We start from the raw sequence: 25407 nt of genomic DNA, 5'->3' as shown, positions 1-25407 counted from the left end.
TCAATGAAGATGAGGCGTTAAGCAGAAGCTGCGACCGCAATGAGAAGAGAAGGATTCAAAGCGGTCATGCATGGGCGAGAAGAGCAACTATTTCTCTAACTTTTCTTCAAATACACCAATCTCTCTGCCCAACCAAATCGCGCGTTCTGTGTGATCGAGCAACTCTTCTTCGCTTACTGGGTGAATAAGCACAGAAAAATCGCCTCGAATCGTATTAAGCCACGCCAAGAACTCTTCACTCAATGATTCTAGGTGAATTTCAAACATCGGCATCTTGTGTGGGCCAACTAACCTTCCAACTAATGGAAACACACGCAGCACATCTTGACGCTCTTGACGGATGATCTCGTTCAAGGCTTGCGCTTTATCTTGTTCTCTTAGGGGAAAATAAACATGAGCGTGGTACATAACTTCTCCATAATCACTTCCGCTTGAGCACCACCTACTTTGGATAAGCTCAAGGACTGCCGAGGGTATACATTTGTAATGCCGTCACCCTACCTTGATTCCACTCAGTTGGGAAGAAGTTATGCATTCTCATAAGGTCGAGGCTTCGAGCACAACAAAAATTTGCAATTCATCATATAGCAACTGTTTGAGTTGATTCATTAATAATGACTCACTTTGTCAAATTTTACAGCCAAATTTTGTTGCAAATATGTTTCATTAGCCAGTAATTAAATTCGAGTTTAAAAATACCACCAACAAAATAGCAGCATATTACTCTGCAAAATCAGGGTGTAAGCAAAACTTTACTACTGAGCGAAAGTCAAAATGAAGCATAATTTAACAATTTGTTTACACTTATTGTATCTGGCTATACCACGATTTAGTTAGAGGGTTAGATACAGAAAAGCCTTTCTCTGTATCTTGCGGTGAAATAGTCGCAGCGATGTTATCGACAAATAGTTTAAGGGACGAACAGATGCCTACCGCTATCGAAAGCACACGCAACCTTAGGTATGGCCTTTGCGCTGATATCAGAGTTTGAGTACCCATACAAACTCTGGTTTTGTATGAACAGCTGCAGTCCAAAAGACCCGCAGCGTCAAAAGGAGCTTGAGATGAACGTTCAGGCATTACCCATGCATCGGTTTATCGACCATCGTGGGGACCTAGTCGGCCAACTACCCAACTGGGCTGACACTGAAACATTGGTCGGGTTTTACCGAGATATGGTATTAACTCGCACTTACGACAACAAAGCAGTTGCCTTGCAACGCACCGGTAAGCTAGGGACCTATCCCTCACACTTAGGCGCGGAAGCCATAGGCATTGCGGTCGGCAGAGCACTTAAAGCCGATGATGTGTTTGTCCCTTACTACCGCGATATGCCTGCGATGTGGTGTCGTGGCATTGGCATGGAAAAGAACCTTCAATACTGGGGTGGCGATGAGCGCGGGAGTGATTTTGCTCCTGAGGGCAGTCCGGTTCCTAGCCGAGACCTTCCCTACTGTGTACCCATAGCGACGCAATGTACGCATGCTGTCGGGGTGGCTTCCGCACTAAAAATTCAAGGTAACCATGAAGCTGCGCTAGTCATGTGCGGCGATGGTGGTACATCCAAAGGGGACTTTCTTGAGTCAATAAACTGCGCAGGTACTTGGAATATTCCACTTGTTTTCGTCGTAAACAATAACCAGTGGGCAATTTCAGTGCCGCGTAGTCTCCAATGTGCCGCCGATTTCTTATCAGAAAAAGCGCAAGGTGCAGGTATACCGGGTATTACTGTCGATGGTAACGATGTCGTCGCCGTTTATGATGCAACTAAAACCGCCCTTGAGAGAGCAAGAAAAGGGAAAGGCGCAACACTCATCGAAGCGGTGAGTTACCGACTGAGTGACCACACTACGGCCGATGATGCGACTCGTTATCGTAAAGAAGATGATGTTCAAACTGCATGGCAATACGAACCTATCGCACGTCTTAAAACGTACCTCCTTAATCAAGGCGCATGGAGCGACGAACAAGAACAGCAATGGCTAGATTACTGTAAAGAGCAAGTAGAGTTAGCTGTTGAACGCTATCTGAGCTTACCGCCACAAGCACCAGAAACCGGTTTCGATTATTTGTATGAATCGCTACCTCAAGAGCTTCATGCACAAAAAGATGAACTCATCAACAAGGCAATGAGAATGCAGGGAGGCAGACATGGCTGAGCTAACGTTGGTTGAAGCAGTAAACCTTGCCCTGCACCACGAAATGCAACAAGACCCCAATGTTGTCGTATTAGGTGAAGACGTGGGCGATAATGGTGGTGTATTTCGTGCCACTGTTGGACTCAAGCAAGAGTTTGGTCTTAAACGAGTCATCGATACGCCACTCGCTGAAGCCTTAATCGGCGGGGTTGCGGTCGGTATGGCAACGCAAGGATTACGACCTGTCGCCGAATTTCAGTTTCAAGGTTTCGTTTTTCCTGCGATGGAGCACTTAATGTGCCACGCGGCTCGAATGCGTAACAGAACTCGCGGTCGGCTCACTTGTCCCGCGGTTTTTCGTGCGCCATTTGGCGGCGGTATCCACGCTCCGGAACACCACTCAGAAAGCGTGGAAGCGCTATTTGCTCACACTGCTGGATTTAAAGTGGTGATTCCTTCTTCTCCACAACGCGCATACGGCTTACTTCTCGCTGCAATTAGAAGCAATGATCCCGTCATGTTCTTCGAACCGAAGCGCATATATCGCACCGTTAAATCTGAAGTCGTTGATAACGGCGAAGCACTCCCACTCGACACCTGCTTCACCTTGCGTAAGGGGCGAGATATCACGCTCGTTACTTGGGGCGCATGCGTCGTAGAGTCACTTCAGGCCGCGCAAACCTTGTCTAGTCAGGGGATTGAAGTCGAGGTGATTGATTTGGCGAGTATTAAGCCAATTGATACCGCGACGATTTTCAGCTCACTAGAAAAAACTGGACGTTTACTCGTTGTTCATGAAGCGAGTAAAACTTGTGGTGTGGGCTCTGAGCTATTAGCTCGAACCGCTGAACATGCCATGTGCTTACTTAAAGCCCCACCTAAACGAGTAACTGGAATGGACACCATTATGCCTTATTACCGTAACGAAGATTATTTCATGGTTCAGGAAGAAGACATTGTGACCGCGGCGCGCGAACTCGTGGAGGATTGGAAATGAAGACGTTTAATTTACCCGATCTCGGTGAAGGTCTCGCTGAGTCAGAAATTGTCAAATGGCACGTTAATGTCGGAGACATGGTTAAATTAGATCAAGTGATCTTAACCGTAGAGACAGCAAAAGCGACGGTAGACGTCCCTGCCCCCTATTCGGGCCGTGTGGTCAGCCGTCATGGTGAGGAAGGTGAAATCGTCAATATTGGTGCATTACTGCTAGAGATTGATGAAACAGGTGCCGGGAGAGAAGTAATGGCAGAGAAAAAAGCCACTGCTGACGCCGCAACCGTCGTCGGTAGCGTTTCTCACCAAGCGCATCATGTTAACGTTGATGATTTCTGGATTGGTGGCAACCACAACACGACAGAAAGCAACCTCGTTACCGCCCTGCCTTCGGCTCGCTTGTTGGCACAAAAACTTGGGGTAGATCTTAACCTCGTGTCAGGTAGTGGCCCGAACGGACTTATCGTTGATGCCGATATTTACGACGAAGCCGGAAAACAGCGTCCAGGCACCGAAGTTTTGAAAGGCGCTCGACGTACCATGGTGTCGTCTATGACCGAATCGCATGAACATGTTGCAGCCGTAACCATTACGGAAGAAGCGTTGTTGGAAGATTGGCTGCCAAACGAAGATATCAGTATCCGCCTTGTTCAAGCTATTGTTCATGCGTGTCAAGAAGAGCCTGCTTTAAACGCTTGGTTTGATGCCGAAACCATGACACGCTGTGTACACACAACGGTCAATGTAGGAATTGCAGTAGATAGCCGTCATGGATTGTACGTGCCAGTCTTGCGCCACGCAGATGAATACGAGCCACAAGATGTTCGTCGTTGGCTCGATCAAACCGTTGAAGGGATCAGAGAGAGAAAAATCGGTCGTGAGCAATTGCAACACGCGACGATTACGCTTTCCAACTTCGGCGCGATTGCCGGTATTTACGCGACACCTGTCGTCACACCGCCACAAGTCGCTATTGTCGGCGCGGGCCGAATACTCGACCGAGTTGTGATAAGAAATGGTCAAGCAATTTCGGTGAAAGCAATGCCGCTATCCGTAACGTTTGATCATCGCGCTTGTACTGGTGGTGAAGCTGCAAGGTTTACAAAAGTACTTGCAGAGCACCTGCAACGTCCGAGCGAAAAGTAACTTATAAAAATCAAATGATAAAGGCTTCCAGTCCGGAAGCCTTTTGTTTTAGGAAGCAAGACTATATCTACAGCTTCTCTAACAGCTCAGGCATTACCACAAACAAATCGTCGACCAATCCATAATCTGCAATGTCAAAAATAGGCGCATCAGGGTCGCTATTAATTGCAACAATCACCTTGGAATCTTTCATTCCCGCCAAATGCTGGATCGCGCCAGAAATTCCGACGGCAATGTATAACTCCGGTGCAACAATTTTGCCGGTTTGCCCAACTTGATGGTCATTAGACACATAGCCCGCATCGACCGCCGCTCGTGACGCCCCTACCGCTCCACCTAGCTTGTCAGCCAATTGTTCTACTAAAACAAACTTCTCTTTACTCCCGAATGCACGACCACCCGACACTACTACTCTAGCCGCTGGCAATTCTGGTCGCTCACTTTCTGGCGTTTGTTGCGAAACAAACTCACTAAGTTTATTGATAATCACCGTGTCGACTTGAGTAAGCTTAGGGACAACTGGCGTGTCAGATAGCTCTGCGGCATCAAAAGCCGTACTTCTTATGGTCATCACTTTATAGGGATCATTCGACGTGACTCTCGCCAATGCATTTCCAGCATAAATTGGACGAATCACCGTATCGATAGACTCGATTGTCATCACGTCAGAAAGTTGACCAACATTAAGCAACGCCGCCACACGAGGCATCACATTCTTACCAAATGTACTGGCAGGAGAAAGAATGTGTGAGTAGTTTTTGGCTACTTGTGAGATCAAAGGTGCGATATTTTCCGCTAATCCATGTTCATATCCCTTCGCATCAACCCAGATAATTTCTGCAACACCTTGAACACAATTCAACTCATCCAAAACTGATTGGCACTGATAACCAATAAGCAACACAGAAACAGGAAGCGATTTATCATCATCCTTAATCTCAAATGCCGCTTTAATTGCACACAGCGTCCCTACAGCCAACGATTGGTTGTCATGCTCTGCGAGCACAAGTGTTGCTAATGGTCGGTCTTCCATGGTCATGCCTCATATAACACGTCAGATCCATTACTTGAGCTTAGTCCACTTCACGTTAACGTCAACTGAGCTATAGTTTTCTGTATAGAAACCAAAACCTGTCACGCAGATGACGATAATAGAAAGGAAGCATAAAGATGGAACGAGAATGCATGGAGTTTGATGTCGTGATCGTGGGGGCCGGACCCGCAGGCTTAAGCGCCGCTTGTCGGCTAGCTCAACTCAACCAAGACAGTGAAGGTGACGCACTTTCAATTTGCGTTGTAGAAAAAGGCTCAGAAGTGGGCGCACATATTTTATCTGGCGCTGTTTTTGAAACTAGTGCCTTAGATGAGCTTTTCCCCGACTGGAAAGAAATGGAGGCCCCGCTAGCAGCCTCGGTTCAACGAGATAATTTCCTTTATCTTACTACTGAACAAAACCATATTCGAGTTCCTCACATCCTTACACCGCGTCCAATGATAAATGGCGAGAATAATTACGTAATTAGCCTTGCCAACCTTTGCCGTTGGCTCGCTAACCAAGCAGAAAATCTTGGGGTGGAAGTTTTTCCGGGCTTTGCCGCTGCAAGCATCAATTATGATCAGACTGGCGCAGTGACAGGCATTAACACAAGCGATATGGGACTAGATAAGAACGGCCAGGCCAAACCTAACTTTGAGCCAGGTATCGAGCTAAGGGCAAAATACACCCTTTTTGCTGAAGGTTGTCGCGGACATCTGGGTAAAGAACTTATTCAAAGGTTCGACCTAGACGCAGGAAAGCAACCACAGCACTACGCGCTTGGCCTAAAAGAGATATGGGAGTTACCCACTGACAGTAAGGATGTATCTGGCAGTGTTATCCACTCCGCTGGCTGGCCCTTGAGTGAAACAAATACCACAGGCGGCGGTTTTCTCTATCACATGGAGAACAACCAAATCGCCGTCGGGCTTATTGTCGACTTGAATTACAGCAATCCTTACTTGAGTCCGTTTGACGAATTTCAACGCTTTAAGCACCATCCTGCTATTGAAACACATTTGAAAGGTGCTCAGCGCATCGCTTACGGCGCAAGAGCCATTGCGAAAGGTGGGCTTTCCTCTCTGCCGAGACAGCAATTCCCTGGCGGTTTATTGATTGGTTGTGATGCGGGGACTTTGAACGTCGCAAAAATTAAAGGCAGCCACACAGCAATGAAATCCGGAATCATTGCAGCAGAAGCGGTACATACGGCCCGACAAACTGGAGCTTCTGAGCCAGACTACCAGTCGTTGTTTGAATCATCATGGTTGTATGACGAACTCGCCGAAACGCGTAACTTTGGCGCGAACATTCATAAGTTGGGCAGCATACTTGGCGGTGCTCTTTCGACTTTTGAACACAACCTGTGGCAACCACTGGTTAAGAAGCCGCTACCTTGGTCTATCAAGGACTATTCGCACGATCATGAGCAGTTAAAACCTAAACAAGAGTGCCACCCAATTGCATACCCAAAACCAGATGGTGAAATCAGTTTTGATAAGCCTTCGTCGGTATTTTTGTCGGGAACACAGCACGAAGAGAATCAACCTTGTCACCTTGTTCTGACTTACCCTCACATTCCAATTGATGTGAATTTAGGTATGTATGACGAACCAAGTCAGCGCTATTGCCCCGCTGGGGTTTATGAAGTGGTGGAAGTGAACAATAAGTTGAAGTTTCAGATAAATGCCGCCAACTGTGTGCATTGCAAAACCTGTGACATCAAAGATCCTTCACAAAACATCACATGGAAAGCACCAGAAGGCGGCGGTGGACCGAGCTATCAAAACATGTAGATACGTTAGTATGTTGACGATCTAACAAATGGATAAACAAACCGATTGGCAGAGCCTCATTACTCCTGCCAATCGGCAAAATGATCAAGCAAGAAGTCGATAGCCAATCGCGCTCGTAGTGGCAGAAAGTGACGATTCTGATAAACAATCCAGCTGCTGTTGCCACTTCCCCAATAGGGCTCTAGGATTGGCACCAAACGACCAGACGAAATAGCATCGTTGAAACTGCTCTTCGGTAAGTACGCCACACCTAATCCTTCTGCACAGGCTTGCAAGACCGTGTGTGCGTTATTGCTCTTCCATCTGCCCTGCACTTTTACGCCATCTAAAGGCTTGCCGTCTTTTTCAAACAACCAAACGTCTTTGTTGGCAATAATGCAGCTATGACGCTTGAGTTGCTCGGGGTGCGTTGGCAAACCATGTTCATCGAGATAACGCTGACTAGCTGCCGCTGCCATGGGACGATCCACCAGCTTTCTCGCAACCAAGCCTGAATCACTCAACCTTCCGTAACGAATAGCGAAATCGAAGCCATCTTCAATAAAGTTGACCATGCTGGTGTTGAAGTTAATTTCAACCGTGAGATTAGGATGTTGCTTGGCAAACGCCATCAAGGCAGGCGCTACATGGTTCTCAGAAAACGCACCAGCGGCACTCACGCGTAACGTACCACTCAACTGAGTTTGCTGCGTGGTGAGCTGTTCATTGGCTTGCTGAAGCCAAATCACCAATTCTTTACACTGCTGATAATACGCTTGCCCCGCTTCCGTTAGACTCACCATTCTTGTCGAACGGGCTAACAAAGCGACACCTAATCGCTCTTCTAATCTTGTGACTTGGCGACTGACATGACTGGTACTGCAACCTAACTGTTTTGCCGCTGCAGAAAACCCTAAGCTCTCAGCAACCGTAACAAACTCATTGATGCCTTCAAAACTGTCCATACTTACCTTTGCTATATAGCAATAATGTTTTGCCAATTAATCGTATTATCACTTATTTGTTTAGCAATTAGTATGAAGGTGTTCAACAAATACACGTAAGCCAAAAAGGAAACCATCATGAAGAAAGTACTCATCATTGTGACGAACCATGCGACTCTTGGTGAAACTGACCAAGCAAACGGAACTTACGCGCCAGAGCTCACTCATGCCCTTAGCGAGCTACTAGGTGCAGGCTTCGATTACGACATTGCCTCTATCAAAGGTGGACAAGCACCACTGTACGGAACCGACATCGAAGGCGACGCAGTCAACGAGAAAATTTTGGCGGATGATGATTTCCAGAACCGCATCAACAACACGATTCCAGTGTCACAAATCAACGGTGACAACTACGATGCGATCTTCTATCCGGGTGGTTTTGGTCTTCTTTCAGACCTAGCGAGCAACGAAGATTTTGCCAAGATTTCTGCAAAACACTATGAAGATGGCGGTATTGTGGCTGCAGTTTGTCATGGTCCGGGCGCTCTTCTACCTATCACGCTTAGCAATGGCGAAAAGCTACTTTCGTCTAAATCAGTAACAGGCTTCACTCGTGAAGAAGAGATCGACTTCGGCACCATCAACGATATCCCATTCCTATTGGAAGAATCTCTTGCACGCAGCGCAGCGCGCTACTCTAAAGTGCAACCATGGCAAGAGTTTGTAATTGTGGATGATCGTGTCATCACAGGTCAAAACCCAACGAGCGCACACGGCGTAGGCAGAGCGATTGTTGAACACCTAGCTTAAACGCGCCGGAAAGTACAACCATCCTAGAAGAGGAAAGCGTGCTTTGTCATGCTTTCCCTTGCTACAGGCGATCGCAAGATGCGCTTATACTTCTACCCCTGCTTCATCTTCTTCTACGATATCCGTTTCTTGGTTCGCCTCTTCCAACCATTGCTGTAAAGATTCACTTGCTAGCACCTTTTGTTGGTAAGCTTTGGCACCTTCCGATAACTCGATGCCGTAAGTTTGGAAACGCAATGCCACAGGTGCATACATAGCATCCGCTATCGACCATTCTCCAAATAGCCAACCGTTTGGATGCAGTTCTGCTTGCTCTGCCCAAATGGCGTCAATACGAGCAATATCTTTAAGCGCACCCTTCGCTAAGTCGACTTTTCTGTGTGCGCGGATGTTCATTGGGAGTTCGTTTCTTAAATCAAAGAAACCCGAATGCATTTCTGATGCAATGGCGCGTGCTTTAGCTCGTTCTGCGGAGTTGCTTGGCCAAGCTTTACCTTGTAAATATTGCTCGTTAACGTATTCCAAAATCGCTAATGAATCCCACACGGTTGCGTCACCATCCACCAAGGTAGGTACTTTCGCGGTTGGTGTAATACCTTCCAAGGTCTTATAAAAATCTTCTGTGAATAATTTGAGCTTGGTGACTTCGACATCTAGTTTGAATTGAGAAAAGATCAACCATGCGCGCAGTGACCAGCTTGAGTAGTTTTGATTAGCAATAAACAGTTTCATGACGCCTCCATGCGGTTCGTGTTTTGATTACCCATTCACAATATCTGATTGTATTTAAGGGGACTAACGGATAGTTTTGATGGAACACTTCAACAAAAACGATGGATGAGTTTTAGATATGGATATCGATGCGTTACGCAGCTTTCTGGCTTTTGTAGAAACGGGCAGTTTCACTCGTGCAGCCAAGCAGATTAATCGTACCCAATCAGCGTTCAGTGCACAAATGCGTAAGCTAGAAGACGAACTCAGCGTCAGCTTGTTTGAAAAAGAAGGTCGCAACCTAGTATTGAGTGAAGCAGGGCTGGCACTGCGCTCTCACGCCGAGCAATTGGTTAACTTGCACAATCAAGCACTGAAACAAGTGAAGCGCTATGAAAACAAGCGCCCTCTTCGCTTAGGTTGCCCCGAGGATTACAACGACAATATCCTGCCTAAAGTCATCCGCGTATTACAGCAATCTGAGCCCACATGTTCAATTCAAGTCTTCAGTGAGCCAAGCATCACCTTGAGAGAAAAACTTGATGAAGGAAAGCTAGACGCCGCTATTGTGACAAGAGCACCGGACAGTGAGGAAGGTTACTGGCTAGCAAGCGACAAAGGCGTGTGGATTGCTCATCCTGATTTTGACATCGAGCAAGCCCAACCTCTCCCTCTCGCCCTATTCCAAACCGACTGCAAATACCATGCGGCAGCAGTAGACGGATTAACCAAACGTGGTACTCCTTATCAACTACTGGCGTGTTGCAATACGGCCTCCGCACAACGAGCGATTGTACGTTCGGGCATGGCTATCGGTGCGATGGGCAGTATTAGCGTTAGCGAGGATCTTAAGATCTTAGGCAATATGCCATCGCTGCCTTCCGTAGATATTGTACTGGTCACGGGCGTTGAGCCTCATCCGATACTGGATAAAGAATGCTTGGCGCAATTGGTTGAATTAATGGCTTAACCGGATTAGCTAGCCAATCACAAAGTTAAATTGGCCCGTTAACCGCCCGTCGGTTCGTATGGTTTCAAACTGTAGATAATCACGGGCTTTGCCACCCCACCATTCATCACCAGTATTGCCTTTTAAGTACAACTGAGTGGTCAGAAGCTCTTGGTTATCCCGCCACAACTTAACGTGAATGTGCGGTGGACGAGAGGCATAAGGCACGGGATACAGAGTCTGGAATAAGTAGCGACCATCCGATTGAGTTTCTACCGCGCCAAAACCTGCAAAGTGAGCATCAAACTTATCGTTATTTGGTTGCTTAGGATGATCGTAAATCCCCTGCCCATCGCATTGCCAGATTTCTACTTTGATGCCTGAGACAGGGTTTCCCGATGTATCTACTACTCTGCCTTGCAACACGATAGGTTCACCGACCAAGCCTTCTGATTGTAGAATCAAGTTTTGACGAAGAGGAATATCCACTACTGGGTAAAATGGCCCTTCTGTTTGTGCTGGCGTCGGCCGCATTGGTGTCGTCGCTTTTAAAGAGGGTACGAACAACAATGTCCACAGCGCTAAAAAGTGTCTTCTTTCCATGGTGCCACCAATACAATTGCATTGAATTAAGTTTGGTGGAACTTGAGGGATTTGCCATAACGAATATAAAAAATGCCCCTGAAAGAGAGTCATTTGCAGAGGCACTGTGGAACTAAATTGAGTGTTGATTGAAGGTTTATGCGGCTTCGAACGCCAATGCTTTCTTCTCTACCTGACGGAAAATGAGAGTTAGCACACCATTTACTGCTAAGTAGAACGCGCCCGCAATACCAAATACCGTCAACGTATCGTAGGTTTGTGCGTTAATACGCTGCGCGTAACCCATCAGATCCATGATCGTAATCGTGCTTGCTAGTGACGTGCCTTTGAAGACCAAAATCACTTCGTTCGAGTAAGCAGGAACAGCACGACGAATAGCGTATGGTAGCAGCACTTTCAGCGTTGCGGTTTTGTTCATACCCAGAGCACGACACGCTTGCCATTGACCGGAAGGAATCGCGTTAAACGCTCCTTTGAACAACTGAGTGCTGTATGCAGCGGTATTCAACGCTAGCGCCAACATCGCACAGAACCAAGGTTGGCTTAACCATGTCCAGAATACACTTTCTCTTACGGCATCAAACTGACCCGGACCGTAGTACACCAAGAAGATCTGTACCAGCAAAGGCGTACCTGTGAACAAGGTGATGATGCCACGACTTACCCAATGCAAACCCGGAGTACGTAGGATCAGAGTCAGCGTCATCATCAGAGCTAAAAGACAGCCCACAACCAAGGAAGCGGCGGTCAATTGGAGGCTAGTGCCTAAGCCATCCAGCATTTGCCAAACGTGTTGTTCGTTCATGCGGTCGCCTCCTGTCCCATGCTCATGCCTTGAACTGAGAACTTCTTATCAATCAGTTTGACGGCACGTTGTGTAATCAAAGTAATGCCTAGGTAAATCACCGCAGCGGTTGCGTACCATGTAAACGCTTCATGCGTCGCTGCAGATGTTAGCTGCGCTTGTTTCAACAAATCCGTTACGCCAATCAGTGATACAAGCGCGGTGTCTTTCAGCAGAACCAACCATTGGTTAGTTAAACCTGGTAGTGCGTGTCTTACTGCTTGTGGTAAAACAATGCGAACGAAAGCGTGTGCTTGACTGATGCCGAGTGCACTTGCTGCTTCTCTCTGCCCTCTTCCAACGGCTTTTAATGCGCCACGTAGAGTTTGAGAAGCGTAAGAAGCGAAGATCAATGACAACGCCACCACGCCAGACAAGAACGGGCTAACTTCAATAAAGTCGCCGGTGATTAAAAACAGAACCTGCGTCGAACCAAAATAGATGAACAACACGACAAGGATTTCTGGCAAGCCACGTACAATCGTCACAAACGCCGTCATTGGCCATTTAACGAAAACGCGGCGAGACATTTCACCACTGGCGAATACCACTGCCAGAATCAAACCGACTAAGAGGCTTGTGAAGGCTAGCTGGACAGTCATCCAACTAGCTTGAACAAGCGATAAAGAGTAACCCGTTAGTGCCATATTACTTACCGAAGTATTTGTTGTAGATTACGTCGTATTCGCCGTTTGCTTTCACTGTTTTCAGTGCTGTGTTCAGCTTGTTCACTAGCTCGTCGTTACCTTTATTTACTGCGATACCGAAACCGTTACCGAAGTATTTAGGGTTAGTGATGTGCTCACCCACGTAAGCTAGGTTGTCTTCTTTCTTGAACCATTCTGCTACGACTGCTGTGTCACCGAATACAGAATCAATACGGCCATTTTTCATATCGATGAACGCGTCTTGGTAGCTTGAGTAAGGAACCGCGGTTACGCCCGGCATTTGCTCAATCAGGTAGCTTTGGTGTGTTGAACCGTTTTGAACACCAACACGCTTACCTTCTAGTGCTTTTTGATCAGCCACTTTTTCTTTGATAGAAACAAACGCTGCTGAGTTGTCATAGTATGCATTCGTGAAATTCACTTGCTCCAAACGCGCCTCAGTAATGTCCATTGCAGAGATTGCCGCATCGTAGCGCTTGAATTTTAATGCAGGGATCAGGCTGTCAAAAGATTGGTTGTGGAAGGTGCATTTTGCTTCCATTTCTTTACATAGTGCGTTCGCCAGATCCACATCAAAACCTTGGATTTGGTTGTTTTCATCCATGTATTCGAATGGGGCGTACGTCGCTTCCATCGCAAATTTGATCTCTTCTTGTGCTGCTGCGTTTGCTGCCATAGTTGCAGAAGAAAGGCCGATTAGTGAAGCTAGTAGAATCTTTTTCATTGCAATACTCCGTGTGTACTTAGTGGGCTGACACTCGCAATGACAGCCGAGCTTATCTGTTAAATAGACTGAACTTTAAAAACGTGATTTAGTGATTTAAGTAGTCAGCAAACTGGGCGGTTTGCGGGTTAGAAAACGAATCATTTGTGCCGTGCTCAACGATGTGTCCTTTTTCTAAATACAGTACGTGGCTAGCGATTTTCTTGGCGAAATCCACTTCGTGCGTCACAACTACTTGTGTAATTCCGGTTTCGCTTAAATCTTTAATAATCTTAACGACTTGGTTAGTAATTTCCGGATCAAGCGCAGCGGTCGGTTCATCAAAAAGCAAGACTTCCGGTTTCATCATCAATGCACGAGCAATCGCCACACGTTGTTGCTGACCACCAGAAAGTTGCATCGGCCATGCATCCGCTTTGTCTGCCAAATGCAGCGTCGCAAGAATTTGCATTGCCTGCTTCTTCGCTTCTTCTTTATCCATGCCAGCGACTTTTACCGGAGCCTCAATCAGGTTCTCCATCACTGTCATATGCGGCCATAGGTTGTACTGTTGGAACACCATGCCCACTTTACGACGAAGTGCTAAACCTTGTTTCTCTTTGATTTCAGTAGAGAAATCAAAAACATCATTTGCGATGTTTAGCTTGCCGTTATCCGCCCCTTCGAGAAGGTTAAGAACACGCAGTAGAGAGCTCTTACCTGCGCCACTTGGACCAAGTAACACCAGTGTTTCCCCGCTTTCACACTTAAAGCTGACATCGTGAAGCACTTGTGTCTCACCGTAGGATTTATTGATTCCGCTTACCTGAATAGTCATGCTGACATACCGCATTAATTGTCACTTGGTATTTATATTACTCAAAAGGATTTTTTATGCAATAAAAATGTATAAAAATTAATTTTGTTAAATTTTTGTATGATAAGCAATCAATACAACAGAGAATATGACTGGTTTAATCAGTTGGTTTTAACTGAAATTGTTGATGAAAATCCAACAATATGATGGCAATCGAAACAAGGTTAAAATGGTGGTTATTTTTGTGCTGACGTGTAGAGGAAGTTTTGAGTCTATGAGGATGATCTATTCCAAGTACACCCGCTCATTTTTGCACAGCATCCCCTGTTAGTTTTCCTGTAAAGTCCTCTATGGCAGGGTCCTGATTACGACTTCGCGAATGGACTATAATTTCTCTTTGTATCTGACTCTTAATTTGAGTCATCTAAGTATTAATGGGATAACTCCATGTTGAAGTCGCATTGTTTTTCTCTCGTTACACTCATTTCTTTGAGCTTGCTTTCTGTACCCAACGTTTGGAGTAGAACAGCAATCGTATTACCTGGGTTGCATGAACAGGGTATTGATCTTCAAGGTAAGCCTATCTCTGCTGCGGCTACACGTGAATGGGAACTGGATTATGCTGATATCTTATTCGGCGCTTACGAAAGTAAAAGTCATAATGAGCGTGTACAAGCACTTGGTTACATGTACAACCAAAAGCTGGAACTTAACTCAGGTTGGCTGGAAAACGATATACGTAACCAAGCAGAACTGAATGGAATTGACTACGAAGATTTCTTTCTCCACTTTTCTGAAGACACTATCCTAGCTGAAGTCGACTCAAGCCATGGTGAAAATACATTACTCAATCGAAAACCGATGATTGTTGGTTATACGGCTAGTGCTGACCACGCCGGTTTTTGGCTATATCAACCACCGCCATGGGATGCTGATGTATTCGGTCAGGCGAATAATGGTGGTGCCCTCTATGTTTATCACTCAGAGAAGTTCGACCGCTTAACTTTTACGTTTTCTCAGTTTGCTCAAGGCGGCAGCTTCACGATTGAATACCCTTCTGCTATCGACTCGTTTGGTCGGGTAACAGAATGGAAACGCTTCGCGATTAAAAAAGACAAAACTGAGAACATGACTAAAAACCAAACAGTAAACTGGTCTGTTCCTTCGGATTGGGTTCGCGCTACAACGCATGATGGTAGCGGAAAAACTTATGGTGGCGGTCAGTACTTTGGCTCCACCTTTTTACGCGACGGCGGCCGCCTTTACTTTGCGAAAATTACTTGGCATGACGACAACATAGAAAACCGCCCACGTCTCGAAAACATTCAACTCAAAAATAGCTTCCCTGCCGTCAATATCTCAGGAGCACCAACGGAGACACCGGAAGGTCAAACCATTCAACGCTGGCGTAAAATTCGTGGCTTCGACAAATCTGCAGATCGAAACCAAGACAATTATCTTTCTTGGAATGAATACAAAAACCGTTCGAATAAGAATGCAACGGCCCGATTTCGTTGGGAGTCACGGGTTATTCCATTTGGTCGTATGTGGAATCAAACCTCTTCTTGGGCATTGACCAATCTCGGTAATCCCGTTTTTACCAATACAATGCGCCACTATTACCAAGCTGAATGGGCGAAACAAGGTTTAAATGGTGCGTACAACGACGATACGAATAAGTTACTCGGTGCAAATCAGTTCTACATATATTCCGGAGGCACAGTGGATGAACTTGGTTTGGTGGCGGGTAGCCAAGCTGCTGACGATGCTTACAAAGCGCAATTCTCGGCGTTCTTGAATAAACTGGCAACGCTGGATGAAGATGCGTTAATTGGCCTCAACATAGGTACGGCAAACTTATTCGGTCGTAATGGGCAAAACCACTTGGTTAACGCTGGCTCCTTGTACTTGCGCGAGCACTACCTTTTCCCTGCTACCGGCTTTAGTGGCTATGCTGGCTTGGCTACATTTTGGGATAACTCTGCACTCGCCAAAGCGGGCCAGAAAGTGATTTATCAAGCGACCACGCGTTATGGTCGCGTTCAATACTTTGGTAACACAGAAAACAATTGGAAACAGGACCAATACTCTGCACTAGCGGTGTTCTACTTAAACTATCACCCTGAGCGCAGTTACTTTAATCAGTGGAACAATGGCTACTTATATGGAAGTAATAACACAACAAGTGACAACTTCTGGAAGGCAGGCGTACCAAAGAATATTGCTTATCAACCTAGCACCTTGCTTGCCATCGATTTAGGTACGCCAACCAATCAAATCCCAGATGGGTATCAGGCGACTCCGCTAATGATGTCCACCAGCACGCCCTATTCCGCCGATTACACGGTGATTGGAGATGCTTCTATGAGCAAAGTGGCTCATCCTGACTTGCCTAATGGCGCTATCGATTTGTTACCAACCCATACGTACTTTGCGTATCACTCAGACGATACGGTAGTGATGCATGGCCCTACAGAGATGGTGTTAGCCCGCGAATTCACCAAAGGCCGAGTGCTGTATCGGACTGATTTCTTTGGCAAAAATATCGATTACTTCTCCTCACCGAAGATAACTATCGCACTTCCAGAGCCTATGCGACCTGTAGATCAAGACGGTAACATCGGCGACTATGTTTCTCATATTGAGATTGGCGGCTACGAAGGAGTGTTCTTGCTGTATTAACGCCCTTTAAACCCCTCTCACCAAACGCTTCATAAATCACCGTTTTTATGCTTAACGTCACTGAAAAAAACTTGTTCACTGAATCTTTATAAACCGATGTATATACTGAAGTAAATGACAACGACAAGGAAATTCAGTCACATGAAGACGACACCTTCAATGCTCTCTGTTCTGCTGCTATCAGCATTATCTACTCATGCAAATGCGGACGAATGCGGAAAAATAACCATCGCAGACATGAATTGGAATTCGGCCAGCTTAATGGCGCACATCGACCAATTTGTCTTAAATGAAGGCTACCAGTGTGATGCGGAATTGATCCCTGGTGATAGCGTTCCTACAGGCACCTCAATGATTGAAAAGGGGCAACCTGACGTTGCGCCAGAGTTATGGACAAACGGCATTAAAGAAGCACTTGATAAAGGGATTGCGGATAAACGCTTGCGTATCGCTGGTGAATCGCTTGTCAATGGCGGTGAAGAAGGGTTTTGGGTTCCCGCCTATCTGGTAAAACAGTATCCAGAGCTCGCGACGATAGAAGGCGTCATCAAGCACGCCAAACTATTTGAACACCCAGAGGATGATGACAAGTTCGCCTTTTATAGCTGCCCTGCTGGTTGGACATGCCAAATCACCTCCGGTCACTTGTTTAATGCATTAGGGTTAAGTGAGCACGGCTTTGAGATGGTTGACCCAGGCTCTGGCGCTGCACTAGCTAGTACCATCGCCAAAGCCTATGATCGCAAAATGCCTTGGTTTGGTTACTACTGGTCACCAACACCCGTATTGGGCAAGTATGATATGGTCAAAGTGGATTTTGGTAGCGGAACAGATTTGGAAGAGTATCGCAACTGTACCACTCAGCCTGATTGCGCTTCACCAAAAGTAACAATGTACCCACCTTCTCCAGTTCGCACAGTAACAACTGAGGCGTTTGCGAGCAAAGAACCCCAAGCATTCGCGTACTTGCAGAAACGCGGATTTACCAACGAGCAAATGAGTGAAATGCTGGCCTGGATGGAAGATAACTACGCGGACGGTGAAGAAGCGATGTTTTACTTCTTTAATACCTACCCTGACTTGTGGAAAGGCTGGGTATCTGAAGACGTCGCGGTGAGAATCGAAAAAGCGCTTTGATGATTAATACTTCGAGTGCCACAAATCATTTAACCTCCCATACCGTTTGAATAAACGGCATGGGAGACTAATCAACGACTCGTTAATACATGGTGTGACCATTCAATGTTTCTTTAGGGATCTCTTGCAGAGCGTCCCAGTGTTCGACGATTTTCCCATTATGATCAAAACGAAAGAAATCCATCGTCACGTATTCAATATCATTAGGCCATGTTTGGTGAGTGTGTAGTGCCACCAAATTCCCTTCAGCAATGGCTCGCACAAACGTAATGTCTTTATTGGGATACTCGTTTTGCATCCGCTCAAAATACTCGATAAAAGCCTCGGGGCCATTTCCAACTAATGGATTGTGCTGGATGTACTCATCACCTACGTAGTCTTCAACTGCCTTTCTTGGGTTACCTCTATAGGCGGTTTCGTAAAACGCAATGGCATTTCTTTTATTCTCTTGCAGATCCATTTTTCTTACCTGTGTTGCTCCATCTTGCGGATAACGGTAATCATAGTCTTTGAACTTCAGAAGTGACCAAACTTCGCGCACAAAAAAGGCCGCTAAAGAGCAGCCTTCATCACTTCTACTTGGAATCATCGCCTTTCATCGCTTAAACCACACCGCCAGCACCGAGCATAGAACGCTCACTGTTCTCCACCAGCAACGCGGTTGCGGTTTGTTTCAGTGTTTCCCATTCTTGGTCTTCGACAAAGATACCATTTTGCCAAGAAGCTTGTTGCGTGCGGCTTAACTCATCACCTTCAATGTGGGTGGTATACCCTTGTGCACTTTTCTCGATATCGAAATCGTTCACGGAGAGCTCGATAACCATACTATGCAAATCCGTATCATGCCCATCAAACTGATCCGAGAAAAAGACTTCTGGTGCGATTCGTCCACGGTTTAACACATAAAGTGTTCGCTTGGGACTAGAACCATTGACCCATTGTGCGCGACACGCGATGCCTTTCGCAGAGAGCTTCAACAACTCACTGAAACCTAGCCAACGGTTATGGCACTGCTTCAACGTGATAGTAATCGACTTACGGTTAATCATTTTCTCGAGCGCGAAATCCAACACCGCGGGTAAATGACACGCTACACTCCCGTTGTGCAGTTCTACCTCTATGCTTGACGGCGTGCTGTTGGTCACCGATACGGCGCAGTCTGAATCTAACCCAAGAAACAGACTGGCGTTATTAAAATGGCGAACTCCATGTAAGCCAACCATTTGCAAGTCCGCCACCATGTTCGCAATGACATCCGCCTCACCACAGTGACGGCGCATGCCAAGAAATGCCTTATTAACGGCGGCCACCAATTCGTTGTGAGAGACGATCATAATTCAAATCCTCCACTGATTTTTTGATTATCACTTTGCGCAATTTCGTCACGCGGCGGCATGCTAGGGAAAATCCATGTGTCTGCCAGTTTAGGGTCGTGAATTTCATCTAACAATGGCGCACCTTGGAAGAAAGTTACTCGAACCCAACGATCCGAGCGCGGATCAAACTTAGTCGCACCAAAGATAGCCAACTTACAGCGCAGTAAGTGCATTGGTAACGCATCTTTACGCAGCACATTCATTTGAATATCCCCCATCGCACGGTTGCCTAACGTCCATACGCGACGTGTGATCGAACGATAAGCCGGTTTTTGCAATAGAAACTCCGCTACGGACATTTCTACATCACAGTCAAGCAAGGCCTGGTACAAGCGATTCACTTGTCTGCCGATATCAAGCGGCAATTCTTTTTCTTCTCCAGCCTCTTCCCCGCGGACACCAAGCCTTGGCTCTTCTTTGTCTTGTGAGCGATACCAGAACCAGTAGTTGTTCTCGGCTAGTGAGTAATCCGCATAAATCGCCCAGCGGTACTTGCTTTGCAACACTTCCAGTAAATCTTGGATCTTTTTCCCGCCCGGAATAGATAACGTTTCATCCGTATTCATTTGGCTAGCAAATTCATCCACTAAAGATGGGTAGAGTTCAATCAAGCAAGAGGTGAGGATTTCTTGGGCTTCCACACTCATTGTTTTCTTATGCTCGACCAAACTCGCCCAGTTCGGATGTAATGCCATTAACGTTGTTAGCTCCGATAGCAGTTGTTTGATGTCTGCTATCGCTTGATGATTGAGCCTGTCTTGATGTTCATTGATGGTGATGACTTGCTCTAAATGACGCTGTGCTTTTTGCAGCAATCCTTGCAAAGGAGCATGGAACGACGCTTCACACGGCATGGCAAAGACTCGCGCTACCGCACGCTCGCGAGAGGTCATCCATTGGTCAACAATACACGGGTGATTAATCAAGTATGGAGCCATGCCTAAGCCAGTAGCATTGCCGACACCAAGGTAGCGCTGCAAGCCACGATGCAAAGCCACCGCGTTGTCGCCACCTTGTTGAAGTGCCAGATAGTGCACCCAATCTAGGCTGAATTCACGCAACATATATACCGCACACATTTGCGCACTAAAAGACTGGCTGAAATCTGAGTTGTTCTCTAACAGTTTGAAATCGGCGATACCAAACTTTCCGTTACCATAAACAGCTGTGGTACGCAGGATATAACCCACTTCCGCTAACTCTTTCGGCTCAGGCTGCTCGCCTTGAGAAAGCGCGCTAACAATGTGCTCAAACACGCGCACACTTTTGTTTGCGCGAGCAAGAACAAGTACGTTGTTTGGATTACGTCCCGCTTCTTGCAGCGGTACATTTTCTCGCAATCTTTCCAACAAAGTAACATCAACATCGCCTTGAACCAGTGCAAATGTGACATCCCACTTTTCAGCAATTACGCGATCATTACGCTCGTCGTCGGCAATTTCATCACAGAATACCACCAAATGATAAACGTGCTCTGGCGTGGTCAATTTGTAAATCACATGACCATAACCACGAGGACAAAGCTGCCACTCATGCTTGGTTACTTGCCAGTTTTGGCTTGCCATATTACGAATCAGACTGCGAACAAAGCTGATTCGGTTTTGGTGCATTGCGCCAAGCCTTTCGGCTGCCATGACAATCGCTGCATCGCGCATAGTTGCTTCCGTATAAGTAGAACGATGTGCATCCATTTTGCTCACCACCTATTTGTTATTGTAAGAATACTAGGGTTTGTGCGGATGCAGGAGGAAAACACCCGCACAAGCTCCACGTTGTTTGAATTGGATAATTGTTATAGCCCTTGCTCTTTCGCCATTTTGATTGCAATTTGTGGCGCATTCCAAAGTGACGGTAACAGAATCAACGAAACCGGAACCGCGGTAATAACAATGAAAGATTGCAGAGCAGAGATGCCGCCAGAGCCAAGGGAAATTAGGATCAATGCCGTCACACCCATCATTACTCCCCAGAAGGTACGGATGATCGCATTCGGCTCCGTTTCACCACTGATCACGACACTGATTGTGTAGGTCATTGAGTCGCCCGTCGTGACGATGAAGATCGTGGTTAAAATCAGAAATAGAATTGAAGTCAGCATTGGCATTGGTAGTTGCTGAGTCACCGCAAGCAAAGCACCTGGCAAGTTAAAGCCTTCAAACGCCGCACTCACACTACCCGGTTCAGCAATTTCAAACGCAAGGCCTGAGCCGCCCACAATCGTGAACCAAAAACAAGTGGTTAACGGAGCCACTATACTGATGGTTGAAATAACTTGGCGAATAGTGCGACCACGGGAAATACGCGCAATAAAGATTGCCATCATCGGACCATAACCCAGGAACCAGCCCCAGAAAAATACTGTCCACCAACTTAGCCAACCTTCGTCACCGCGATAGGTCGCCATTGGGATAAAGTTATCCAGCATGCTCCCTACACCTTGAATGTATCCGTTAAAGATAGAATTCGTAGGGCCAAAAAACAGGATGTAAACCATCAATGCCATTGCCAGAATCACGTTGTAACGACTAAGCAGTTGCATGCCTCGGCTTAATCCACTGAGCGCTGACAAGGTGTAAAGCGCAATCGCAAACAAAATGATGATAAGCTGAGTGGTAAAGCCATCAGGAATATCAAACAGCGCATTTAACGCGTAGCTAACCTGTAAGCCTAGAAACCCAATTGGCCCGATGGTGCCTGCGGCTACCGCGATAATGCAGCACGCGTCAATCAATGCACCGAGTTGGCCTTTAAGTGCTCGTTCGCCCAAGACTGGGTAAAGCAAAATACGGGGTTTTAGTGGTAAACCTTTGTCGTAATGTAGGTGCATCACCACGATGGAAGTTAAGCTACCTACAATCGCCCAAGCCAGAAAGCCCCAGTGCATAAAGGATTGCGACAACGCATTCACCGCACCTTGCTGCGGGTTATCTTGCGCGCCGTACAAAGGGGGTGGGCTAACGTAATGCGCGATAGGCTCAGCCGCGGCCCAGAAAACACCACCACCAGCCAATAAGGTACAGAAAATAATCGCCATCCAGCGGAAAGAATCCATTTCTGGTTTTGCAATCCCGCCCAACATCACCTTGCCTGTTCGCCCTGCAGCCAAGCCAAGACCAATAAGAAAAGTGAGAAGCAGCAGTAACTGCCAGTATGGACCAAATACCTGAACTGCCCAGCCAAAGCCAGCGTTAACGATCGTAGATAACAGCTCGCCGTCATAAAGTGCAATAGCAACGAACAACGCGATGAAACCACCGCTATACCAAAAGGCCGGGTTACTCAGTCCTAATTTGTCCGTCGTGTTTTCTGTTGTTGATGTGTTGTGTTTTGCTTTCGACTTGCCCGATGACACGCTCATCGTGGAAGCTTTCATGCTATTGGTTAAATCAGACATACTCTGGCTCCAGAGGTTCTTTGCAGCAGCCAAAGACTGGCTACAAATGTGAGTTTTACGCCTGCCGTATTGTTATTATGTGGGCAGGCGGTTCCTACTTTGGGGAATGCTATGAAATAGGCTCTAATCCTTCTTTAAGGAAGTTGAACCAGTTTTCACCCAATATTTTTCCAGCCTCAGATTCACTGAATCCGTGACCCATTAATCCGTTGTAGATGTTCTCCATCCCTGCGCTGCCGCAGAACCATGGCAGCGCATCTGGCCATCCCGAGTTACTTGCAGAACCTTCGCCGTAATCCATCGCTTTTGACCAACGCCCGTTGCGCATCCACTCCAACACTTGTTGCGGCTGATTTAGGCACAAATCGCTACCGATACCTAAATGGTCAACGCCAAACATGTCTGCGGTTTTCGCAACCATCTGGCAGAAATCATCCAGCGTGCACTGGCTGCCATTTGGCAAATGGAATGGATATAAACTGAATCCAATCAAACCACCGCGCTCCGTCAGTGCTTTGATCACGGTGTTGGACTTGTTGCGCAGTGCGTCATGCGCAAATGTCGGGTTAGCATGGCTGATACAAATTGGACGCGAAGAGAGCTCGATAGCTTCCAACGTCGAACGCTCCGCGCTGTGGGACATATCAATGATCATCCCGACTCGGTTCATCTCTTCAATCGCTTGTTTACCAAAGCGAGTTACGCCGGAATCGTTTTGTTCGTAACAACCTGTCGCCAGTAAGCTTTGGTTGTTGTAAGTCAGTTGCATGATCAGCAGACCTTGGCGGCGCATCACTTCAATCAGGCCAATTTCATCATCGATAGGTGAGCAATTTTGCGCGCCGAAGAAGATGCCGACTTTACCTTCTGCTTTGGCTTTTTCTACATCTGCCATTGAATAAATAGGCATGATGAGGTCCGCATTTTGCTCGAAGCGCAAGTTCCATTCAGCAAAACGCGTTAAGGTTTCGCGCGCAGTTTCGTGGTAGACGATGGTGGCATGAACGGCGGTAATGCCACTCGCCTTAAGCGTTTGGAAATACTCTCGATCCCAATTGCAGTACTGCAATCCGTCAATCACAATCCGTTGTTGGTACATAACCACTCCTTAAACAATTTCTTAGCCTTTTCGTGCGGGCAACTGACACCATCAGTTACCCTGCCGATCTTAGTAAGGACGCTGATAAGCGGTTTTCACTACGGTGTAGAACTCTTTGGCGTACTGACCTTGCTCACGAGGACCAAAGCTAGATTCTTTACGGCCACCAAATGGAACGTGATAATCTGTACCCGCAGTTGGCAAGTTAACCATGACGCAGCCCGTTTGGACTTGCTGTTTGAAGATCGCGCTATTACGCAAGCTTTGCGTGATAATGCCGCCTGTCAGGCCAAAGCGCGTATCGTTCGCGACTGCAATTGCCTCATCCAGATCAGAAACGCGAATCACGCTCGCCATTGGCGCAAAGACTTCTTCTTGGTTCACTTCCCAGCCATTCTGTGTATTTAAAAACAGAGTTGGTGACATGTAGTAACCGTCATGCTCTAGGCTCAGACGCTCACCACCGAAAGCCAGCTCCGCGCCTGCTTGGCGTGCGTTTTCGATCCACTCAAAGTTCGCATTCAGCTGGTTACCATCAACCACAGGGCCCATGAACACGCCCTCTTCCAGTGCGTGACCCACTTTAAGTTCGCTCATGCGTTGGATTAGCGCTTCAACATACGCGTCGTGAATTCCGTCCATAACCACAAGACGAGAAGACGCGGTGCACTTTTGACCTGCACCCGAGAATGAGCCTGCGATTGTCGCTTCAACGGCAATTTGAATGTCTGCATCATCTGCCACTACGAGCGCATTTTTGCTACCCATCTCTAGCTGACAACGCACAAAATTTGGTGCCGTTGCCGCTGCAACTTTACGGCCTGTGTCCACAGAACCAGTGAAGCTCACGCCGTTCACATCCTTCGAATTGATAAGGGTATTACCGACTTGCGAACCGCTACCCAAAACGAGGTTAAACGTGCCGGCAGGTAAACCTTGGCGATGGATAATCTCTGTCAGCGCAACGGCACTTGCTGGGGTTAGGTTGGCAGGCTTCCAGACGACGCTGTTGCCAAACGCAAGTGCTGGCGCGATTTTCCAAGCCGCTGTTGCTGTTGGAAAGTTCCAAGGAGAGATAATGGCGATAACGCCGACGGCTTCACGAGTAACTTCAACGGAGACACCTGGACGGACGGAAGCAGCGTTATCGCCAATTTGACGCAGAACCTCAGCAGCAAAGTATTGGAAGAATTGGCCAGCACGGTATATCTCACCTCGACCTTCAGCAAATGGCTTACCTTCTTCACGCGAAAGTAAGGTGCCCAATTCGTCACATCGTGCAATGAGCTCATCACCAATCGCTTGTAGCACTGCTTGCTTGCGCTCGATTGGTGTTTTTTCCCACTCTGGCTGCGCTGATTTAGCCGCTTGAATCGCTTGCTCTACTTGCGACACACTCGCTTGTGCGAAATCGCCAATGTTTTCGCTGATATCAGAAGGGTTAATATTGGCGATGGTGTCCATGCCCGATTGCCACTCACCCGCTATATAGAGGGATTTTTCTGCTTGAACATTGTTAATAAAAGTCATGGTTCTTTCCTTGTTCTTCCGATTTGTGATGGCAAGCCACCCACTCACT

General features: G+C 46.9%; 24 protein-coding genes. 8 read left to right on the top strand and 16 right to left on the bottom strand.

Annotated elements, in window-relative coordinates:
• Positions 1 to 87: 87 nt before the first annotated feature.
• Both J4N43_RS18880 and J4N43_RS18875 read right to left on the bottom strand, forming a co-directional pair.
• On the bottom strand, positions 88 to 408 hold the full coding sequence (locus tag J4N43_RS18880) for a DOPA 4,5-dioxygenase family protein (protein ID WP_158159373.1): 321 nt from the start codon (positions 406 to 408) through the stop codon (positions 88 to 90).
• A gap of 396 nt (positions 409 to 804) precedes the next feature.
• A complete protein-coding gene (locus J4N43_RS18875) occupies positions 805 to 999 on the bottom strand; it encodes a hypothetical protein (RefSeq protein WP_127891143.1) in 195 nt (64 codons plus the stop codon).
• 65 nt (positions 1000 to 1064) lie between these two features.
• Between J4N43_RS18875 and pdhA the strand changes: the two genes are divergently transcribed.
• Genes pdhA through J4N43_RS18860 form a run of 3 tightly spaced genes read left to right on the top strand, consistent with a single transcriptional unit; the run spans position 1065 to position 4280 of the window.
• On the top strand, positions 1065 to 2159 hold the full coding sequence (gene pdhA / locus J4N43_RS18870; protein ID WP_252094203.1) for a pyruvate dehydrogenase (acetyl-transferring) E1 component subunit alpha: 1095 nt from the start codon (positions 1065 to 1067) through the stop codon (positions 2157 to 2159).
• Positions 2152 to 3135, top strand: coding sequence for an alpha-ketoacid dehydrogenase subunit beta (locus J4N43_RS18865; RefSeq protein ID WP_017634235.1), 984 nt, complete (start codon positions 2152 to 2154; stop codon positions 3133 to 3135). The genes pdhA and J4N43_RS18865 overlap by 8 nt, the downstream gene beginning before the upstream one ends.
• Complete coding sequence (locus J4N43_RS18860) at positions 3132 to 4280, top strand: dihydrolipoamide acetyltransferase family protein (protein ID WP_054701354.1); 1149 nt, start codon at positions 3132 to 3134, stop codon at positions 4278 to 4280. Before J4N43_RS18865 ends, J4N43_RS18860 begins: the two co-directional genes overlap by 4 nt.
• A gap of 67 nt (positions 4281 to 4347) precedes the next feature.
• Here J4N43_RS18860 and J4N43_RS18855 read toward each other — a convergent pair whose 3' ends face one another.
• Positions 4348 to 5313 (bottom strand): electron transfer flavoprotein subunit alpha/FixB family protein, encoded by a 966-nt coding sequence (locus tag J4N43_RS18855; protein ID WP_017821214.1) that lies wholly within the window; start codon positions 5311 to 5313, stop codon positions 4348 to 4350.
• A 137-nt stretch (positions 5314 to 5450) separates the two neighbouring features.
• On the opposite strand from J4N43_RS18855, the gene J4N43_RS18850 reads away from it, so the two are divergent.
• Positions 5451 to 7112, top strand: a complete 1662-nt coding sequence (locus J4N43_RS18850; protein ID WP_062730961.1) for an electron transfer flavoprotein-ubiquinone oxidoreductase — start codon at positions 5451 to 5453, stop codon at positions 7110 to 7112.
• 59 nt (positions 7113 to 7171) lie between these two features.
• Here the strand turns inward: J4N43_RS18850 and J4N43_RS18845 are convergent, their stop codons facing one another.
• Positions 7172 to 8056 (bottom strand): LysR family transcriptional regulator, encoded by an 885-nt coding sequence (locus J4N43_RS18845; RefSeq protein ID WP_053349971.1) that lies wholly within the window; start codon positions 8054 to 8056, stop codon positions 7172 to 7174.
• 117 nt (positions 8057 to 8173) lie between these two features.
• Between J4N43_RS18845 and J4N43_RS18840 the strand changes: the two genes are divergently transcribed.
• Positions 8174 to 8845 (top strand): type 1 glutamine amidotransferase domain-containing protein, encoded by a 672-nt coding sequence (locus J4N43_RS18840; RefSeq protein WP_005375824.1) that lies wholly within the window; start codon positions 8174 to 8176, stop codon positions 8843 to 8845.
• A gap of 84 nt (positions 8846 to 8929) precedes the next feature.
• Here J4N43_RS18840 and J4N43_RS18835 read toward each other — a convergent pair whose 3' ends face one another.
• Positions 8930 to 9577 carry a glutathione S-transferase family protein gene (locus tag J4N43_RS18835; protein WP_005375815.1) on the bottom strand — a complete coding sequence of 216 codons (648 nt, stop codon included), beginning with the start codon at positions 9575 to 9577 and terminating at the stop codon, positions 8930 to 8932.
• A 118-nt stretch (positions 9578 to 9695) separates the two neighbouring features.
• Between J4N43_RS18835 and J4N43_RS18830 the strand changes: the two genes are divergently transcribed.
• Positions 9696 to 10526: a LysR family transcriptional regulator gene (locus tag J4N43_RS18830; protein ID WP_005375813.1), complete on the top strand. Its 831-nt coding sequence runs from the start codon at positions 9696 to 9698 to the stop codon at positions 10524 to 10526.
• A gap of 9 nt (positions 10527 to 10535) precedes the next feature.
• Here the strand turns inward: J4N43_RS18830 and J4N43_RS18825 are convergent, their stop codons facing one another.
• The 5 genes from J4N43_RS18825 to artP all read right to left on the bottom strand — a co-directional run bounded on the left by J4N43_RS18825 (position 10536) and on the right by artP (position 14161).
• Positions 10536 to 11108: a dioxygenase family protein gene (locus tag J4N43_RS18825; RefSeq protein ID WP_031778904.1), complete on the bottom strand. Its 573-nt coding sequence runs from the start codon at positions 11106 to 11108 to the stop codon at positions 10536 to 10538.
• 136 nt (positions 11109 to 11244) lie between these two features.
• Positions 11245 to 11913, bottom strand: coding sequence for an arginine ABC transporter permease ArtM (gene artM / locus J4N43_RS18820; RefSeq protein ID WP_005375809.1), 669 nt, complete (start codon positions 11911 to 11913; stop codon positions 11245 to 11247).
• Positions 11910 to 12599, bottom strand: a complete 690-nt coding sequence (gene artQ, locus J4N43_RS18815) for an arginine ABC transporter permease ArtQ (RefSeq protein WP_053349973.1) — start codon at positions 12597 to 12599, stop codon at positions 11910 to 11912. The genes artM and artQ overlap by 4 nt, the downstream gene beginning before the upstream one ends.
• 1 nt (position 12600) lies before the next feature.
• Positions 12601 to 13344 carry an arginine ABC transporter substrate-binding protein gene (locus tag J4N43_RS18810; protein WP_053303704.1) on the bottom strand — a complete coding sequence of 248 codons (744 nt, stop codon included), beginning with the start codon at positions 13342 to 13344 and terminating at the stop codon, positions 12601 to 12603.
• Positions 13345 to 13432: 88 nt separating this feature from the next.
• Positions 13433 to 14161: an arginine ABC transporter ATP-binding protein ArtP gene (gene artP, locus J4N43_RS18805; RefSeq protein WP_102970230.1), complete on the bottom strand. Its 729-nt coding sequence runs from the start codon at positions 14159 to 14161 to the stop codon at positions 13433 to 13435.
• A gap of 426 nt (positions 14162 to 14587) precedes the next feature.
• Between artP and J4N43_RS18800 the strand changes: the two genes are divergently transcribed.
• Positions 14588 to 16822: a hypothetical protein gene (locus tag J4N43_RS18800; protein ID WP_053349975.1), complete on the top strand. Its 2235-nt coding sequence runs from the start codon at positions 14588 to 14590 to the stop codon at positions 16820 to 16822.
• Positions 16823 to 16963: 141 nt separating this feature from the next.
• Positions 16964 to 17959 carry an ABC transporter substrate-binding protein gene (locus tag J4N43_RS18795; RefSeq protein WP_053349976.1) on the top strand — a complete coding sequence of 332 codons (996 nt, stop codon included), beginning with the start codon at positions 16964 to 16966 and terminating at the stop codon, positions 17957 to 17959.
• A gap of 82 nt (positions 17960 to 18041) precedes the next feature.
• Here the strand turns inward: J4N43_RS18795 and J4N43_RS18790 are convergent, their stop codons facing one another.
• The 6 genes from J4N43_RS18790 to J4N43_RS18765 all read right to left on the bottom strand — a co-directional run bounded on the left by J4N43_RS18790 (position 18042) and on the right by J4N43_RS18765 (position 25358).
• Positions 18042 to 18419 (bottom strand): nuclear transport factor 2 family protein, encoded by a 378-nt coding sequence (locus J4N43_RS18790; RefSeq protein WP_005390944.1) that lies wholly within the window; start codon positions 18417 to 18419, stop codon positions 18042 to 18044.
• A 142-nt stretch (positions 18420 to 18561) separates the two neighbouring features.
• Positions 18562 to 19293 carry a DUF3726 domain-containing protein gene (locus J4N43_RS18785; RefSeq protein ID WP_025767672.1) on the bottom strand — a complete coding sequence of 244 codons (732 nt, stop codon included), beginning with the start codon at positions 19291 to 19293 and terminating at the stop codon, positions 18562 to 18564.
• Positions 19290 to 21026 carry a hypothetical protein gene (locus tag J4N43_RS18780; RefSeq protein WP_053349977.1) on the bottom strand — a complete coding sequence of 579 codons (1737 nt, stop codon included), beginning with the start codon at positions 21024 to 21026 and terminating at the stop codon, positions 19290 to 19292. The genes J4N43_RS18785 and J4N43_RS18780 overlap by 4 nt, the downstream gene beginning before the upstream one ends.
• 101 nt (positions 21027 to 21127) lie before the next feature.
• The gene (locus tag J4N43_RS18775; protein ID WP_062730959.1) at positions 21128 to 22729 is read right to left on the bottom strand and encodes a BCCT family transporter; all 1602 of its coding nucleotides are present in this window, start codon (positions 22727 to 22729) and stop codon (positions 21128 to 21130) included.
• A 109-nt stretch (positions 22730 to 22838) separates the two neighbouring features.
• Positions 22839 to 23828 carry a membrane dipeptidase gene (locus J4N43_RS18770; RefSeq protein ID WP_053303711.1) on the bottom strand — a complete coding sequence of 330 codons (990 nt, stop codon included), beginning with the start codon at positions 23826 to 23828 and terminating at the stop codon, positions 22839 to 22841.
• A 69-nt stretch (positions 23829 to 23897) separates the two neighbouring features.
• Positions 23898 to 25358 carry an aldehyde dehydrogenase family protein gene (locus tag J4N43_RS18765; protein WP_005375790.1) on the bottom strand — a complete coding sequence of 487 codons (1461 nt, stop codon included), beginning with the start codon at positions 25356 to 25358 and terminating at the stop codon, positions 23898 to 23900.
• Positions 25359 to 25407: the final 49 nt, after the last annotated feature.

It is taken from the genome of Vibrio sp. SCSIO 43009, from assembly GCF_023716525.1.
In the GTDB taxonomy this organism is placed as follows: domain Bacteria; phylum Pseudomonadota; class Gammaproteobacteria; order Enterobacterales; family Vibrionaceae; genus Vibrio; species Vibrio alginolyticus.
The sequence above is the reverse complement of the archived record's forward strand: the minus strand, read 5'-3'. Positions and strand labels throughout refer to the sequence as shown.

What these genes read in the sequence shown, in the direction of transcription:
- J4N43_RS18880 (WP_158159373.1), bottom strand. Translation starts at nt 408, where the DNA reads ATGTACCACGCTCATGTTTATTTTCCCCTAAGAGAACAAGATAAAGCG.
- J4N43_RS18875 (WP_127891143.1), bottom strand. Translation starts at nt 999, where the DNA reads ATGGGTACTCAAACTCTGATATCAGCGCAAAGGCCATACCTAAGGTTG.
- pdhA (WP_252094203.1), top strand. Translation starts at nt 1,065, where the DNA reads ATGAACGTTCAGGCATTACCCATGCATCGGTTTATCGACCATCGTGGG.
- J4N43_RS18865 (WP_017634235.1), top strand. Translation starts at nt 2,152, where the DNA reads ATGGCTGAGCTAACGTTGGTTGAAGCAGTAAACCTTGCCCTGCACCAC.
- J4N43_RS18860 (WP_054701354.1), top strand. Translation starts at nt 3,132, where the DNA reads ATGAAGACGTTTAATTTACCCGATCTCGGTGAAGGTCTCGCTGAGTCA.
- J4N43_RS18855 (WP_017821214.1), bottom strand. Translation starts at nt 5,313, where the DNA reads ATGGAAGACCGACCATTAGCAACACTTGTGCTCGCAGAGCATGACAAC.
- J4N43_RS18850 (WP_062730961.1), top strand. Translation starts at nt 5,451, where the DNA reads ATGGAACGAGAATGCATGGAGTTTGATGTCGTGATCGTGGGGGCCGGA.
- J4N43_RS18845 (WP_053349971.1), bottom strand. Translation starts at nt 8,056, where the DNA reads ATGGACAGTTTTGAAGGCATCAATGAGTTTGTTACGGTTGCTGAGAGC.
- J4N43_RS18840 (WP_005375824.1), top strand. Translation starts at nt 8,174, where the DNA reads ATGAAGAAAGTACTCATCATTGTGACGAACCATGCGACTCTTGGTGAA.
- J4N43_RS18835 (WP_005375815.1), bottom strand. Translation starts at nt 9,577, where the DNA reads ATGAAACTGTTTATTGCTAATCAAAACTACTCAAGCTGGTCACTGCGC.
- J4N43_RS18830 (WP_005375813.1), top strand. Translation starts at nt 9,696, where the DNA reads ATGGATATCGATGCGTTACGCAGCTTTCTGGCTTTTGTAGAAACGGGC.
- J4N43_RS18825 (WP_031778904.1), bottom strand. Translation starts at nt 11,108, where the DNA reads ATGGAAAGAAGACACTTTTTAGCGCTGTGGACATTGTTGTTCGTACCC.
- artM (WP_005375809.1), bottom strand. Translation starts at nt 11,913, where the DNA reads ATGAACGAACAACACGTTTGGCAAATGCTGGATGGCTTAGGCACTAGC.
- artQ (WP_053349973.1), bottom strand. Translation starts at nt 12,599, where the DNA reads ATGGCACTAACGGGTTACTCTTTATCGCTTGTTCAAGCTAGTTGGATG.
- J4N43_RS18810 (WP_053303704.1), bottom strand. Translation starts at nt 13,344, where the DNA reads ATGAAAAAGATTCTACTAGCTTCACTAATCGGCCTTTCTTCTGCAACT.
- artP (WP_102970230.1), bottom strand. Translation starts at nt 14,161, where the DNA reads ATGACTATTCAGGTAAGCGGAATCAATAAATCCTACGGTGAGACACAA.
- J4N43_RS18800 (WP_053349975.1), top strand. Translation starts at nt 14,588, where the DNA reads ATGTTGAAGTCGCATTGTTTTTCTCTCGTTACACTCATTTCTTTGAGC.
- J4N43_RS18795 (WP_053349976.1), top strand. Translation starts at nt 16,964, where the DNA reads ATGAAGACGACACCTTCAATGCTCTCTGTTCTGCTGCTATCAGCATTA.
- J4N43_RS18790 (WP_005390944.1), bottom strand. Translation starts at nt 18,419, where the DNA reads ATGGATCTGCAAGAGAATAAAAGAAATGCCATTGCGTTTTACGAAACC.
- J4N43_RS18785 (WP_025767672.1), bottom strand. Translation starts at nt 19,293, where the DNA reads ATGATCGTCTCTCACAACGAATTGGTGGCCGCCGTTAATAAGGCATTT.
- J4N43_RS18780 (WP_053349977.1), bottom strand. Translation starts at nt 21,026, where the DNA reads ATGGATGCACATCGTTCTACTTATACGGAAGCAACTATGCGCGATGCA.
- J4N43_RS18775 (WP_062730959.1), bottom strand. Translation starts at nt 22,729, where the DNA reads ATGTCTGATTTAACCAATAGCATGAAAGCTTCCACGATGAGCGTGTCA.
- J4N43_RS18770 (WP_053303711.1), bottom strand. Translation starts at nt 23,828, where the DNA reads ATGTACCAACAACGGATTGTGATTGACGGATTGCAGTACTGCAATTGG.
- J4N43_RS18765 (WP_005375790.1), bottom strand. Translation starts at nt 25,358, where the DNA reads ATGACTTTTATTAACAATGTTCAAGCAGAAAAATCCCTCTATATAGCG.